The following is a 13,620-nucleotide window of genomic DNA, read 5'->3' as shown; positions in this document are numbered from 1 at the left end:
TTACCCATGACCCGCCCTGTCGCACCGTCTCCCATTGCCGGGAGGACTCCGTCGTCAACCGGCGCTGCCGTGCTCGAAGAACCCGTGATCGGGCCGCAAAACAGTCCGGCTAGGGCGGCCGCAGCGCCGCTCGAGCGCCGTGGCCGTCTCGCCGGCCTCGACGGCCTGCGCGCCCTCGCCGTGATCGCCGTCGTGCTCTACCATTTCTTTCCGGTGCTGCTGCCCGGAGGCTTCATCGGCGTCGACGTTTTCTTCGTGATCAGCGGTTTTCTAATCACGGGTCTGCTCGTCTCCGAGCACACCCGCACCGGGCGTATCTCGCTGCGCCGGTTCTGGCAGCGGCGGGCCCGGCGCCTGGTTCCGCCGCTGGTTCCGGTGATTCTGATCAGCTGCACCGTGGCATTTTTGATCGGCGGCGATGTTCTCGTCGGCCTCGGCGCTCAGCTGCTGGGGGCCACGACCTTCGGCTACAACTGGGTGTCGATCGCGACGGACAACAGCTACTTCAGCGTGAACGAGCCCGAGCTGCTGCGCAACCTCTGGTCGCTCGCCGTCGAGGAACAGTTCTACCTGGTCTGGCCGCTCATGCTGCTGGCCGTGCTACTCCTTCGCCGCCCGCGTCTGCGGCTCGCCATCGTCACCGCACTGTTCGTCGCCTCAGCGATCTGGATGGGTGTGCTGTATCAGCCCGGCGCCGACCCGACCCGGGTCTACTACGGCTCGGACACGCACAGTTTCGGGCTGTTCGCCGGGGCGGCCCTCGCGCTGCTGCTGCGCCGTCCGAGCGGGCACCGCAACGAGCTGCCCCGACTGCGGCCCTGGCTCGGCGCGGCCGCAGTCACGGCGATCATCGCGTTCGCCATCTGGCTGCCCGAGGACGGCAGCGCAACCTACCGCGGCGGCCTGGTCGCGGTGAGCCTGGCCACAGCCGTCGCCATCTGGGCCGGTGTGCGTGGCGGCCGCTTCGGCCAGCTGCTCGACCGGGCGCCGCTGCGTTACCTCGGCGAACGATCCTACGGAATCTACCTGTGGCACTGGCCGCTGCTCGTCCTGGTGCAGCTGCTCTGGCCGACCGGCGGCCTGCTGCCGATCGGGCTGCTCGCCACAGGGATCACGCTGGCCTGCGCGGGCCTGTCGTACCGCTGGTTGGAGCAGCCGATCCGGCGGATCGGCCTGCGCGGCCGCATCCGTTTGATTGGCACGCTCCTGACCGGCCCCGCGCAGCGACGCCGCCTGGTCGCGGCCGCCGCAGCCCTCTCGCTTCTGCTGATCGGCGGCACCACGGCCGCCGTCCTGACCGCCCCCGCCCAGACCTCGGCGCAGTTGCGCATCGAACGCGGCCAACGGGCAGTGAATGCTGCGGCGCGCGCCGCCGCGCAGGCTGCGGCCGCCGAGGCGGCCCGCCACGCCACGGCGACCCCGGCCCCAGCTGAGGGACTGATCACCGCCGTCGGCGACTCGGTCATGCTCGCCTCAGCCCCGGAATTGCAGGAGACCCTCACGGGCATCACGATCGATGCTTCGGTGTCACGCGGAATGTATTCCGCAGACGACATATTGCTGGCGCTCAAGGCTGCCGGCCAGTTGCATCCGGTGGTCGTGATCGGTCTCGGCACCAACGGCCCGATCACGGCGAGCGAGCTCGTGTCCATTCTGCGCATTCTCGGCCCGGACCGGCAGCTCGTGCTCGTGAACGCTTATGCCGACCGCGACTGGACCGACGGGGTCAATGCGACCCTGGCCGAGTTCGCAGCGGGCAATCGCCGGGTCGAGCTCGCCAACTGGCACGACACGATCGCCGGGCGCCTCGACCTGCTCGCCGGCGACCAGGTACATCCAGGCCCGAGCGGCGGGCAGCTCTACGCCGACCAGGTGCTGGCGGCGCTGGAACGTCTGGCCGCGCTGCCGCCGCTGGCCGACATGAGCTGGCTGCTGCGTGACGCCGACGCGCCCACGGCCCCACCGTACCGCTGAGGTCAGAACTCGAGGGTGTAGGCCATCTTGCGATGCGTGGGCACGAAACCCATGCCGGTGTACAGGCCGAGGGCTCCGGTGGGGCTCGCGGAGTCGACCGCGAGGGTCACTCGCTCGTGGCCGAGCGCCTGCCCGGCAGCCAGCTGGGCGGCCAGGAGGGATTGCGCGATGTGGCGGCCACGCCATCCGCTCAATACGCCGACCAGGTCGATATAGCTGCCGGTGAAGCCCTGGCTGGCCCAGACGTTCTCGTTGGCGGTCGACAGCACGAAGCCGACGACCTCGTCGCCGGCCCACGCGACGAACGAGAGGTCGGGGCGAAACCATTTGCCGCCGACGAAGGCGTTCCAGTTCTCGTCACTCATTGGCTGGCTGGCCCAGTGGTCCATGAAGGCATCGTCGCGGGTTTTATGGACCGCTGCCGACAGATCGGCCGTATATGCCTCAATGCGAATACCTTCGGCGGGCTCGATCACCCGCACCGGGGCATCCAGTGCACGCTCGAGGGTAAGAAAGTAGCGCGCCAGCGTTAAGCCAGCGTGCTCGAACAGCGCGGAGTTCTGCGGGGAACGTTCGTCGGCGTAGGTCAGGATCCAGCCGGGCAGTTGTTTGGTCGACGAAGCGAGCTGCTGCTTCGCCCGCGCCAGCTGCCAGGCCAGCATCTGGCGGCCGATACCCCGGCCACGGAGCGACGGATGCACCCCGCCGATCGGCATCGAGCGCACCAGGCTCACCTGCCGCGGCGGAAACATGACCATGCCGACTGCAACGATGCGGCCGGCCACGTCGACGCCGACGAGGGAGTCTCGGTCGGCGTGAAAGTGGGAGTAGCCGAAGTCGGCGGCGATCGCGCCGCGGGCCGTGAGGTAGTTGGGGTGATCGACCTCGCCCATGGCCTGGCGCAGCTCCCAGATGCCGTCGATGTCGCTCTCAGTGGCCGCGCGCCACCCGGCGACGTCCGGGTGCGACGGAACCACCGGCGCCGGGGCATCCCCCACGCGTTCCGTCAACGATGTCTCGTAATCAACCATCCCCCCACCCTATCTTTCGTCGAGAGCGCAAAAAGTGCCCGATTGAGGCGTTCAATCGGGCACTTTTTGCGCTCTCGCCGACCTGGTGAGGTGAAAAAAAGGGGGGACCACTTTCGTGGGCCCCCCTTCGGTGGTGGTGCTACTTCTTGTCGGCCTCGGGCGCAGCGTCTTCGACGGCTGCGTCTTCGGCTACGACGGTCTCTTCGACGGCAGCGTCTTCGACGACTACGTCTTCGACAACGACGTTCTCGGACCCGACGGGGGTCGCGGCAACGGTCGCGGTCTTGGAACGCTTGACCTTGGGGGTCAGGGGCTCGAGAACGAGCTCCATCTGCACCATGGACGCGTTGTCACCCTTGCGGAAACCGAGCTTCGTGATGCGGGTGTAGCCGCCCTGACGCTCGTTGACCTGCGGGGCGATGACCGTGAACAGCTCGTGCACGACGGACTTGTCGGTGATCGTGGCGAGAACGCGACGACGGGCGTGCAGGTCGCCGCGCTTGGCGAACTGCACCATGCGCTCGGCGAGCGGACGCAGGCGCTTGGCACGGGTCTCGGTCGTCTTGATCGACTTGTGGGTGAACAGGGCCGCGGCCAGGTTCGCAAGCATGAGGCGCTCGTGCGCCGGGCCGCCACCGAGACGGGGGCCCTTTGTGGGCTTAGGCATTGGTAATCTCCAGTATCAAAAAATCGAAAGGCAGCGGGAAGCCGAGCCTTAGTTGGTCTCTTCTTCGTAGCCGCTGTAGAAGTGCGCGCCGTCGAATCCGGGAACCGAATCCTTCAGTGACAGGCCGAGCTCAACGAGCTTGTCCTTCACTTCGTCAACCGACTTCTGCCCGAAGTTGCGGATGTTCATCAGCTGGGTCTCCGACAGGGCGACCAGTTCGCTGACGTTGTTGATGCCTTCGCGCTTGAGGCAGTTGTACGAGCGCACCGACAGGTCGAGGTCTTCGATCGGAATCGAAAGCTCGGTCGAGAGCACAGCGTCAACCGGCGCTGGGCCGATCTCGATGCCCTCAGCTGCGGTGTTGAGCTCGCGGGCCAGGCCGAACAGCTCGGTCAGGGTGCGACCAGAGGATGCGATGGCGTCGCGCGGCGAGATGGCCGACTTGGTCTCCACGTCAACGACGAGGCGATCGAAGTCAGTGCGCTCTCCGGCACGAGTTGCCTCGACCCGATAGGTCACCTTGAGCACGGGCGAGTAGATCGAGTCGACCGGAATCTGGCCGGCTTCGGAGAACTCGTTGCGGTTCTGGGTGCTGGACACGTAACCACGGCCACGCTCAATGGTCAGTTCGAGTTCGAACTTCGCCTTGTCGTTGAGGGTTGCGATGACCAGTTCCGGGTTGTGCACCTCGACGCCGGCCGGAGCCGAAATGTCAGCGGCGGTAACCTGGCCGGCACCCTGCTTGCGCAGGTACGCGGTGATGGGCTCGTCGTGCTCGCTCGAGACGACGAGGCCCTTGATGTTCAGGATGATCTCGGTGACATCTTCCTTCACACCGGGGACGGTGCTGAACTCGTGCAGCACGCCATCGATACGGATGCTGGTTACAGCAGCGCCGGGAATCGAGGAGAGCAGAGTACGGCGAAGCGAGTTGCCGAGGGTGTAGCCGAAGCCAGGTTCGAGCGGCTCAATGATGAACCGTGAACGGAACTCCGAGATGTTCTCTTCGGTGAGCGTTGGACGCTGTGCAATAAGCACTGTTGATTCCTTTCGGCTAAGTGTCCGCTATATGACACTTGCAATGACGAGAGTGTGAAAAGTTGAAAGAAAAGAGTCCCGATGGGGCTCGGCGCCATTCAAGTGCCGAGCCCGTCGAGATGACAGCGAGTGCTTTAGACGCGGCGGCGCTTGGGCGGACGGCATCCGTTGTGAGCCTGGGGCGTCACGTCGTTGATCGATCCGACCTCGAGGCCAGCGGCCTGCAGCGAACGGATCGCGGTCTCGCGGCCTGAGCCGGGTCCCTTGACGAAGACGTCAACCTTCTTCATGCCGTGTTCCTGCGCCTGGCGGGCGGCCGATTCGGCGGCCAGCTGTGCGGCGAAGGGGGTCGACTTGCGCGAACCCTTGAAACCAACCTGGCCCGACGAGGCCCAGCTGATGACGGCACCGGTCGTGTCGGTGATCGACACGATCGTGTTGTTGAAGGTGCTCTTGATGTGGGCCTGGCCCACAGCAATGTTCTTCTTTTCTTTCTTACGCGGCTTCCGTACGGCCGACTTGGGTTGTGCCATGAATTTCTCCTGAATCCTAAAGGCGTTAGCGGGCTAGGCCGAGGCCTAGCGCGCCTTCTTCTTGCCGGCTACGGTGCGCTTCGGGCCCTTGCGGGTGCGAGCGTTGGTCTTGGTGCGCTGACCGCGAACGGGCAGGCCCTTGCGGTGGCGGATGCCCTCGTAGCTGCCAATTTCAACCTTGCGGCGGATGTCAGCGGCAACCTCGCGGCGGAGGTCACCCTCAACCTTGAAGGTTCCCTCGACGTAGTCGCGGAGAAGGACGAGCTGGTCGTCGCTCAAATCCTTGACGCGGATGTTTCCGTCGATTCCAGTGTCGGCGAGGGTCTTGAGGGCCCTCGTACGGCCAACACCGTAAATGTATGTCAATGCAACTTCCACGCGCTTATCGCGCGGGATGTCGACGCCGGCTAGACGTGCCATTGTGTCTCCTGTTTAGTGATGGAGGTCTGTAACAGTTCCTGTACACCGGCCTCCAACCGATGGTGTCACCCCGAAGGGCTCCCGGAACTGCTATTTACTTATGCAGGTGAATCTCGAAGAGAGAGATTATCCCTGGCGCTGCTTGTGACGCGGGTTCTCGCAGATGACCATCACGTTGCCGTTGCGGCGGATGACCTTGCACTTGTCACAGATCTTTTTGACGCTGGGCTTGACCTTCATGGTGATTCCTTGTTTTTCGCTGTCTTCGTACCAACGGGATGCCGTCGGCCGTTACTTACAGCAGTCGTTACTTGTAGCGGTAGACGATCCGGCCGCGGGTCAGGTCGTACGGGCTCAACTCAACGATCACGCGGTCCTCTGGAAGGATACGGATGTAGTGCTGACGCATCTTGCCCGAGATGTGGGCAAGAACTCGATGGCCGTTTGACAGCTCAACGCGAAACATCGCGTTGGGCAGAGCTTCGACTACCGCGCCCTCGATTTCGATGACACCGTCTTTTTTGGCCATACCCTCACTGTCGCTCTGTATTGAATGCTGGTCACGCGGGATTAGTGCCAGACACGCCACGAAAGACGACACCAGACACCAAGGATCAATCCTATGGTATGAGATTGCCTTTTGGCAATTCAGTCTTATAATCGGCCCCGCCGCAGTGCATTCCGATACTCACCGACTCCGCCTCGGCCATCTGCCTGGCGACCGCTTCATAGAACGGATGCCCCGCATCACGGCCCGCCCACGCCAAAAACGTTATCGCCCGTTTACCTTCCGTTTACCTTGGCGTCGGTCGGCGGTTACTTCATTTGCTTAACCTCGTCTACGGGTCAGCACCGGCCCATGCACCAGCAATCATGTCTTGTTCTTCTTGAAAGGGATTCACGTGAACTTCAAGCGTTTCGGCCGCCCCGCGGTCATCGCCATTGCCGCAGGCCTCGCACTGTCCTCCTGTGCAGCAAACGAAGGCGATGTTGCCACCACCGGCGACGATGCATCTGCTAGCACGCTCACCGGCACCCTGAACGGCGCCGGCTCCTCCGCCATGGACGCCGCCCAGCAGGCCTGGATCGCCGCGTTCCAGACCGCCAACACCGGCGTGACCATCAACTACGAGCCCTCCGGCTCCGGCGGCGGCCGCGAAGCCTTCATCGCCGGCGGCACCGATTTCGCCGGCAGTGACTCCTACCTCGGTGAAGACGAGCTGGCCGGCGAATTCGCCTCCTGCGTTCCCGGCACCAAGGCTGTCGACCTTCCGGTCTACATCTCCCCGATCGCCGTGATCTTCAACGTCGATGGTGTTGACGAACTCAATATCGACGCTGACACGCTCGCCAAGATCTTCGCCGGCACCATCACCAGCTGGGATGACGCCGCCATCGTCGCGCTCAACCCCGACGCGACCCTGCCCTCCGAAACTATCAACGCCGTGCACCGTTCGGACGACTCGGGTACCACCAAGAACTTCTCCGACTACCTCGGCCAGACCGCACCGACCGTGTGGACGGAAAAGGCCTCTGACACCTTCCCGTTCGGCGGAGAAGGCGCCAAGGGAACCTCGGGCGTCGTTGACGCTGTCACCAACGGCACGAACATGATCGGCTACGCCGACGCTTCGCAGGCCGGAGACCTCAGCACCGCCAAGCTCATGGTCGGCGACGAGTTCGTCGCTTACACCCCCGAGGCTGCGGCCGAGGTTGTCGCCGGATCGCCCCTCGTGGCCGACCGCGCAGCCGATGACCTTTCGCTCGACCTGAACCGCAAGACCACCAACCCGGCGGAATACCCGCTGGTTCTGGTGAGCTACGCGATCGTTTGCAACGAGTACGCCGATGCCGCCCAGGGCGAGCTCGTCAAGGCTTACGTCGAGTTCATCTCCAGCGCCGAAGGGCAGGCCGTTGCTGAAGAGTTCGCCGGCGTCGCACCGATGACTTCCGAGCTCATCGACAACGTCGCCGCGGTTCTCGCGACCGTCAAGTAACACCTGAACACACCTGCCCGGTCAGCTTTTCGCACATGTGCGGGAGCTGATCGGGCAGACTGGGGTGTGCACGTCTTTTTATTGACGTTCGCAGCCCAACACCGATACCCGGCATCAGGATTTCACCAGTTTTTGTTTTCTAGGGAGACCCCGGCATGACCACAGCTGCCGCCACGACCATCAAGGCCAGGCAACGACCGGGTGACCGCATCTTCTCCTCGGCCACCGTCATTGCCGGCAGCCTGATTCTTGCCATGCTCGCCGCCGTGGCAGTCTTCCTCCTCGTGGAGAGCCTGCCGGCGTTTGTCGCCGCACCCGATGATTTCAGCGGTGACGTGACCAACTTCTGGTCGTACGTGGGCCCATTGGTCTTCGGCACCATCTACTCGGCCATTTTGGCCCTGCTCATGGCCGTGCCCGTCGCTATCGGCATTGCGCTGTTCATCTCGCACTTCGCCCCGCGCAAGCTCGCTCAGGGGCTCGGCTACCTGGTCGACCTGCTCGCTGCCGTTCCCTCGGTGGTCTTCGGGCTCTGGGGCATCGGCGTGCTCGCCCCGATGGTGCAGCCGTTCTACACCACCTTGGTCGAGTGGTTCGGGTGGTTCACCCCGTTCGAGGGCCCCGTCTCGGGCACCGGTCGCACCATCTTCACGGTCGCCATCGTGCTCGCCGTCATGATTCTGCCGATCATCACCGCCATCTGCCGCGAAATCTTTCTGCAGACGCCGCTGCTGCACGAGGAAGCCGCCCTGGCCCTCGGCGCAACGCGCTGGGAAATGATCCGCATGGCGGTGCTGCCGTTCGGACTGCCCGGCATCATCTCCGCCTCGATGCTCGGCCTTGGCCGGGCCCTCGGTGAGACGATGGCCGTGGCCATGGTGCTCTCCCCCAGCTCCGAGGTCATCTTTCAGCTATTCACCGCTCAGAATTCGAACACCATTGCGTCGAACATCGCGTTGAACTTTCCGGAGGCGCACGGCGTCGGCGTGAATATTCTGCTGGCCACCGGCCTCATGCTGTTCGTGGTCACCCTGCTCGTGAACATGCTGGCCCGCGTCATTATCAACAGCCGCAAGGCATTTTCGGGAGCCAACTGATGACATCCGTTTTGGAAGCTTCGCCGCTGACCAACTCGCTTACCGCGGGCAAGCTGCCACGCCGTTCCTCGCTCTGGGTACTGCTGGCCAGCTGGGCCGTTTCAGCCGCGTTTTTCGCCATGCTGTTTCTGTCGGGCAGCGTCGACGGCTTCAACGTCGTCGGCACGGTCGTGTTCGGAACGGTGCTGTACTGCGTGGCCATCTACGTGCTCTCCCGACTGGTCGAGGGTTCGCGTAAGGCCAAGGACCGCTTGATGACAGCGCTCGTGACAGCGGCCTTCGTCATCGCGCTTCTGCCGCTCGTGTCGATCATCTACACGACCGTGGTCAACGGGCTGCCCGCGTTTCTGACGCCGACGTTCTTCACCTCCTCGCAGCGCAACGTGGTCGGTGCCGGCGGCGGCGTGCTGCACGCGGTCATCGGCACGCTCATGGTGACCGGAATGGCCACGCTCATCTCGGTGCCGATCGGGCTGCTGGCCTCGATCTACCTGGTCGAGTACGGCCGTGGCAAGCTCGCCAAGGCCATCACCTTCTTCGTCGACGTGATGACCGGGATCCCCTCGATCGTTGCCGGGCTGTTCGCCTTCGCGCTGTTCGCGTTGTTGTTTGACGACCCGGGCATCCGCTTTGGATTCGGCGGGGCGATCGCGCTGTCGGTGCTGATGATTCCGGTCGTGGTGCGCTCGAGCGAAGAGATGCTCAAGCTCGTGCCGAACGAACTGCGCGAGGCCGCTTTTGCACTCGGGGTGCCGAAATGGCTGACCATTCTCAAGGTCGTGCTGCCGACATCCATTGCCGGAATCGTCACCGGTGTGATGCTGTCGATCGCCCGGGTCATCGGTGAGACCGCTCCGCTGCTGATCATCGCCGGATTCACCTCGAGCATGAACTATGACCTGTTCGGTGAGCGGATGATGACGCTGCCGGTGTTCGTGTACACGCAATACGCCAACCAGGGAGCGGATTCGCAGGCGTATATCGACCGGGCCTGGGCCGGGGCGCTCACCCTGATTCTCATCGTGATGCTGCTCAACGGACTCGCCCGCCTCATCGCCCACTGGTTCTCGCCCAAGCTGGGCCGCTAACACTTCTCGCTGTCTCAAGATTCTAGAAAGGGACTCATGTCCAAGCGCATCGAAGTCAATGACCTCAACGTCTACTACAGCAACTTTCTCGCCGTCGAAGGCGTGTCGATCGTGATCGAACCCCGCACGGTGACCGCGTTCATCGGGCCGAGTGGATGCGGAAAGTCGACGTTCATTCGCACGCTGAACCGCATGCACGAGGTCATCCCCGGCGCGCGCGTCGAGGGTGAAGTGCTCATCGACGGCAACAACCTCTATGGACCCGGCGTGGACCCGGTGCTCGTGCGCCGCCAGGTGGGCATGGTCTTTCAGCGGCCGAACCCGTTTCCGACCATGTCGATTCAGGACAACGTGCTGGCCGGCGTCAAGCTCAACAACCGTCGCATGAGCAAAACGGATGCCGACGACCTCACCGAAAAAGCCCTCCGCGGTGCCAACCTGTGGAACGAGGTCAAGGACCGCCTCGCACGTCCCGGATCGGGTCTCTCCGGCGGGCAGCAGCAGCGCCTCTGCATCGCGCGCGCCATTGCGGTCGAGCCCGATGTGATTCTGATGGACGAACCGTGCTCCGCGCTCGACCCGATCTCGACGCTCGCCATTGAAGACCTCATCGAGGAGATGAAGAGCGAGTACACGATCGTGATCGTGACGCACAATATGCAGCAGGCCTCGCGGGTGTCTGACCGCACCGCGTTCTTCAACATTGCGGGCACCGGCAAGCCCGGCAAGCTGATCGAGTACGACGACACGACCACGATGTTCTCGAACCCCAGCGTGCAGGCGACCGAGGACTACGTGTCGGGTCGGTTCGGGTAGGTCACTCGCTGGTCGGAGCCGTGAGTTTCAGGGCATCGGCTCAGTCGACAACTTTGGTGGGTGACGCCCGACCTTCACCCACCGAAGTTGTCCACTGAAACCCGTCCGTGGACAACTAGCCCGCGAAGAGGTCGGCGCCGTGGGTGACGCGACCGGCCAGGAGCGTCGCGGCGACGGGCATCCGTTCGAAGACGGCGTCGGAGACGGTCAGCGGGTCGCCGTCGAGAATGGCGATGTCGGCGACGTCGCCGACGCGCAGGCGGGTGCGTCCGCGGGCTGAGGCGGCCAGTGCCTGGCTGCGGGTCACGACCTGGTCGGGGCGCCAGGGTTCGCGGCCGTCACTGCGAGCCCTGGACGACGCGGCGCTCATGGCGGTGAACGGGTCGAGGGGTGCGACGGGGGCGTCGGATCCGAACGCGAGTGTCGCGCCGGCGTCCAGCAGGGAGCGCAGGGCGAAGACGCGGTTGGCTCCGGCGGCCCAATTCAGTTCCACCGTGTCGCGGTCGTCGAGCGCATGCTCCGGCTGCACGCTCGCCGTGACCCCGAGGCGGGCGAAGCGGGCAAAGTCATCGGCCTGCAGAAGCTGGGCGTGTTCGATGCGTCCGGTGGCCGCAGCGCGTCCGAAGGCGTTGAGCGCGATCGTGTTCGCCGCATCGCCGATCGCGTGCACCGCGGGCAGCAGCCCGGCCGCGGTGGCGTTCACGAGAATCTCGACCAGGTCGTCTTCACTCACGGTGAGCACGCCGTGCCCACCGACCGGATACTCGTCGACGCAGAACGCCGTGCGGGTTCCCAGCGAACCGTCGATGAGCATCTTGAGCGGCCCCACGCTGAGCAAGCCGCGGGTGTCTGCGATACGGTCGCCGGTGCGCATCCGTTCGGCAATGGCGCGGTCGAGGTCGGCCAGGTAGATGCCGGCGTCGATGCGCAGGGAGTCGAATCCGTCGGCGATGCGGCGTTGCCAGACGCCCGGGTTCCAGGTCATTTCGAAGTCGACGATGCCGACAACGCCGCGGGCGGCAGCCCGGGCTCCGGCCTGGGTGGCCAGAGCGTCAACCTCGGCATCGGGCAGCTGCCCGAGCGCAATCGTAAGGGCGAACGCGGCCTGCTCGCGCAGCAGTCCGGACTCGTCGACCCGCACGCCGAAACGCTCGGCGGCCGCGCTGTTGAGCCAGACACAGTGCAGATCGTGGCTGATCAAAGCGGTCGGATGCCCCCGCGTCACCTCATCGAGACCGCGTAGCGTGGGCGCGTCGGCCCAGATAGCATCGCGAAATCTGACGCCGATCAGCGGGGTCGGCCGCGCCGCAGCAATGGCCTGCGCGCGCACGAGCTCGAGGGCGTCGCGAGCCGATGCTGCCGCCGAGAGGTCGAATCGGGCGCCGGTGAGTGCCCACTGGGTGAGGTGCACGTGTTCGTCCCAGAGGCCGGGGATGACGGTGCGGCCGTCGAGATCCGCGGCGGCGGGGGTGCCGGTCAGGCCCGCAGCGTCGAGGGCCGGTCGGGTTGGGTGCGGGCGGGTTGAGTCTGTGCCGGTTGAGTCTGTGCCGGCGGGCACGATCTGCGTGATGACACCGCCGGTTATGTGCACATCCGAGAATGTGGTGTCGCCGGGCTGCCTGACAGAGCGCAAAACGAGATCGGGCATGGTTCGGCTTTCGGTCGGGGCGTCCTGCCACCCTACCGGCGGGCAGTGTGCAATCGGCGGCGGCTGGCATCGCTTCGCAATGACGGCCAACGAGCGACGAGCGACGAGCGACGAGCGACGAGCGACGAGCGAACAGTTGCGCAAGGCGGGCGTGCCAAAGCAACCGCCACATCAGCAAGATTGCAGCACCGAGAGTCAGTGCACCCCGGTTAACTCTGACGCAGCGGGTCAACGCCCGTACTTGGCGACCAGGAACTCCAGTGCGAAGACGTAGCCGAGCAGGCCGGCGCCGGCGATGACGGCATCCGCTTTCTCGGCGATATAAGAGATGTGACGAAACTCCTCGCGCGCGTGCACGTTGGTGACGTGCACCTCGACGGTGGGGATGGCGACGCCGACGATCGCATCGCGAATGGCGATCGAGGTGTGGGTGTAGGCCCCTGCGTTGAGGATGATTCCGGTGGCCACACCGCGGGCACCGTGGATGGCGTCAACGAGCGCGCCCTCGTGATTACTCTGAAAAAACTCGACCCGCACGTTCAACCGCGCGGCCGCGGCGGTGACGCGCGTCTCGAGGTCGGGCAGGGTTTCGGATCCGTAACGCTCGGGCTCGCGCGTGCCGAGGAGATTAAGATTCGGGCCGTTCAGCACGAGGAAGAGCGGCAGGGGCGAAGTCTCGATGGTCATACGCAATTGTTCCACGTCGCGCAACGCGGTCGGAGAGCATAACAGTCAGTATTAATAGTTGACCAATTGTCAGCTACCCGTAGATATCTACGGTGAAGCTCGGTACGGTGAGGCCTTCGAGGCCCACCCGACGCCTCGAATTGTGCCAAAACGACCGTTCTGACAGGAATTCGCTCATGCTCAAGAAAATCCTCGCCATCACCGCGCTGACCACCCTCGCCGTCTTTACCGTGCCGGCCGCAGCATCCGCTGCCACCTACGTTCCCGAAGGCAAGTCTCCCCTGGCCGTGACCGGCACCCTGGTCCCGCCGGATGAGGAGTACGTCGGCTACAGCGGGCTCGCCTCCACCGGGCTCGCCGCCACCGGTTACGACGCCCCCGTGCTCCCGCTCGCGGGTGGTGGCGCCGCACTCCTCCTCGGCCTCGCATTGGTGACCACGAGCCGGCGACAGCGCGCCACCGTCCAACCCGGTTGAACGACGCCGCGCGGACCGCGCGTGCTGCGCCCCTTTTAGGGCAATACCGTTCAGTTAAGCATCTCCGTGTTACGTTGTGGGTATGGCGCGTACAGGGTGGGTGAAGCCGGTCTCTGACCGTCGGTTGTCGGATTTGGTGTCGGTCGGT

The 13,620-nt window shown here is 64.6% G+C and carries 15 protein-coding genes; 6 read left to right on the top strand and 9 right to left on the bottom strand.

Annotation, left to right across the window (positions count from 1 at the left end):
• The first annotated feature begins 6 nt into the window (after nt 1–6).
• Nucleotides 7–1,974: an acyltransferase family protein gene (locus E3O45_RS16915; protein ID WP_134444689.1), complete on the top strand. Its 1,968-nt coding sequence runs from the start codon at nt 7–9 to the stop codon at nt 1,972–1,974.
• A gap of 2 nt (nt 1,975–1,976) precedes the next feature.
• On the opposite strand, the gene E3O45_RS16910 is transcribed toward E3O45_RS16915, so the two are convergent.
• The 7 genes from E3O45_RS16910 to infA form a co-directional block, all read right to left on the bottom strand.
• Complete coding sequence (locus E3O45_RS16910; RefSeq protein ID WP_134444687.1) at nt 1,977–3,005, bottom strand: GNAT family N-acetyltransferase; 1,029 nt, start codon at nt 3,003–3,005, stop codon at nt 1,977–1,979.
• Nucleotides 3,006–3,144: 139 nt separating this feature from the next.
• Nucleotides 3,145–3,672, bottom strand: coding sequence for a 50S ribosomal protein L17 (rplQ, locus tag E3O45_RS16905; RefSeq protein ID WP_134444686.1), 528 nt, complete (start codon nt 3,670–3,672; stop codon nt 3,145–3,147).
• Nucleotides 3,673–3,720: 48 nt separating this feature from the next.
• Nucleotides 3,721–4,710: a DNA-directed RNA polymerase subunit alpha gene (locus tag E3O45_RS16900; RefSeq protein WP_092339419.1), complete on the bottom strand. Its 990-nt coding sequence runs from the start codon at nt 4,708–4,710 to the stop codon at nt 3,721–3,723.
• Between the two features lie 134 nt (nt 4,711–4,844).
• A complete protein-coding gene (rpsK, locus tag E3O45_RS16895; RefSeq protein WP_035834641.1) occupies nt 4,845–5,243 on the bottom strand; it encodes a 30S ribosomal protein S11 in 399 nt (132 codons plus the stop codon).
• A 45-nt stretch (nt 5,244–5,288) separates the two neighbouring features.
• Nucleotides 5,289–5,663 carry a 30S ribosomal protein S13 gene (gene rpsM, locus E3O45_RS16890; protein WP_092449488.1) on the bottom strand — a complete coding sequence of 125 codons (375 nt, stop codon included), beginning with the start codon at nt 5,661–5,663 and terminating at the stop codon, nt 5,289–5,291.
• 126 nt (nt 5,664–5,789) lie between these two features.
• Entirely contained in the window at nt 5,790–5,903 is a 114-nt protein-coding gene (gene rpmJ / locus E3O45_RS16885; protein ID WP_035834639.1) for a 50S ribosomal protein L36, read from the bottom strand.
• A gap of 67 nt (nt 5,904–5,970) precedes the next feature.
• Complete coding sequence (gene infA, locus E3O45_RS16880) at nt 5,971–6,192, bottom strand: translation initiation factor IF-1 (RefSeq protein WP_035834638.1); 222 nt, start codon at nt 6,190–6,192, stop codon at nt 5,971–5,973.
• A 373-nt stretch (nt 6,193–6,565) separates the two neighbouring features.
• On the opposite strand from infA, the gene pstS reads away from it, so the two are divergent.
• The 4 genes from pstS to pstB all read left to right on the top strand — a co-directional run bounded on the left by pstS (nt 6,566) and on the right by pstB (nt 10,661).
• Nucleotides 6,566–7,660 (top strand): phosphate ABC transporter substrate-binding protein PstS, encoded by a 1,095-nt coding sequence (pstS, locus tag E3O45_RS16875; protein ID WP_134444684.1) that lies wholly within the window; start codon nt 6,566–6,568, stop codon nt 7,658–7,660.
• 155 nt (nt 7,661–7,815) lie between these two features.
• On the top strand, nt 7,816–8,757 hold the full coding sequence (gene pstC / locus E3O45_RS16870) for a phosphate ABC transporter permease subunit PstC (RefSeq protein ID WP_134444682.1): 942 nt from the start codon (nt 7,816–7,818) through the stop codon (nt 8,755–8,757).
• Nucleotides 8,757–9,845: a phosphate ABC transporter permease PstA gene (pstA, locus tag E3O45_RS16865; RefSeq protein ID WP_092449483.1), complete on the top strand. Its 1,089-nt coding sequence runs from the start codon at nt 8,757–8,759 to the stop codon at nt 9,843–9,845. The genes pstC and pstA overlap by 1 nt, the downstream gene beginning before the upstream one ends.
• A gap of 36 nt (nt 9,846–9,881) precedes the next feature.
• Complete coding sequence (gene pstB / locus E3O45_RS16860; protein ID WP_092449481.1) at nt 9,882–10,661, top strand: phosphate ABC transporter ATP-binding protein PstB; 780 nt, start codon at nt 9,882–9,884, stop codon at nt 10,659–10,661.
• A gap of 115 nt (nt 10,662–10,776) precedes the next feature.
• Here pstB and E3O45_RS16855 read toward each other — a convergent pair whose 3' ends face one another.
• Complete coding sequence (locus E3O45_RS16855; protein WP_134444680.1) at nt 10,777–12,309, bottom strand: amidohydrolase family protein; 1,533 nt, start codon at nt 12,307–12,309, stop codon at nt 10,777–10,779.
• Between the two features lie 228 nt (nt 12,310–12,537).
• Nucleotides 12,538–12,996, bottom strand: coding sequence for a type II 3-dehydroquinate dehydratase (gene aroQ / locus E3O45_RS16850; RefSeq protein WP_134444678.1), 459 nt, complete (start codon nt 12,994–12,996; stop codon nt 12,538–12,540).
• Between the two features lie 176 nt (nt 12,997–13,172).
• On the opposite strand from aroQ, the gene E3O45_RS16845 reads away from it, so the two are divergent.
• Nucleotides 13,173–13,472 carry a hypothetical protein gene (locus E3O45_RS16845; protein WP_134444677.1) on the top strand — a complete coding sequence of 100 codons (300 nt, stop codon included), beginning with the start codon at nt 13,173–13,175 and terminating at the stop codon, nt 13,470–13,472.
• Nucleotides 13,473–13,620 lie beyond the last annotated feature (148 nt).

Source organism: Cryobacterium sp. TMS1-20-1 (assembly GCF_004402355.1).
Lineage (GTDB): Bacteria > Actinomycetota > Actinomycetes > Actinomycetales > Microbacteriaceae > Cryobacterium > Cryobacterium levicorallinum.
Note: the sequence above shows the minus strand (reverse complement) of the source record. Positions and strands in the feature narration are given on the sequence as shown.

Coding starts and splice junctions, on each gene's coding strand:
- E3O45_RS16915 (WP_134444689.1), top strand. CDS start 7: ATGACCCGCCCTGTCGCACCGTCTCCCATTGCCGGGAGGACTCCGTCG.
- E3O45_RS16910 (WP_134444687.1), bottom strand. CDS start 3,005: ATGGTTGATTACGAGACATCGTTGACGGAACGCGTGGGGGATGCCCCG.
- rplQ (WP_134444686.1), bottom strand. CDS start 3,672: ATGCCTAAGCCCACAAAGGGCCCCCGTCTCGGTGGCGGCCCGGCGCAC.
- rpsK (WP_035834641.1), bottom strand. CDS start 5,243: ATGGCACAACCCAAGTCGGCCGTACGGAAGCCGCGTAAGAAAGAAAAG.
- rpsM (WP_092449488.1), bottom strand. CDS start 5,663: ATGGCACGTCTAGCCGGCGTCGACATCCCGCGCGATAAGCGCGTGGAA.
- rpmJ (WP_035834639.1), bottom strand. CDS start 5,903: ATGAAGGTCAAGCCCAGCGTCAAAAAGATCTGTGACAAGTGCAAGGTC.
- infA (WP_035834638.1), bottom strand. CDS start 6,192: ATGGCCAAAAAAGACGGTGTCATCGAAATCGAGGGCGCGGTAGTCGAA.
- pstC (WP_134444682.1), top strand. CDS start 7,816: ATGACCACAGCTGCCGCCACGACCATCAAGGCCAGGCAACGACCGGGT.
- pstA (WP_092449483.1), top strand. CDS start 8,757: ATGACATCCGTTTTGGAAGCTTCGCCGCTGACCAACTCGCTTACCGCG.
- pstB (WP_092449481.1), top strand. CDS start 9,882: ATGTCCAAGCGCATCGAAGTCAATGACCTCAACGTCTACTACAGCAAC.
- E3O45_RS16855 (WP_134444680.1), bottom strand. CDS start 12,309: ATGCCCGATCTCGTTTTGCGCTCTGTCAGGCAGCCCGGCGACACCACA.
- aroQ (WP_134444678.1), bottom strand. CDS start 12,996: ATGACCATCGAGACTTCGCCCCTGCCGCTCTTCCTCGTGCTGAACGGC.
- E3O45_RS16845 (WP_134444677.1), top strand. CDS start 13,173: ATGCTCAAGAAAATCCTCGCCATCACCGCGCTGACCACCCTCGCCGTC.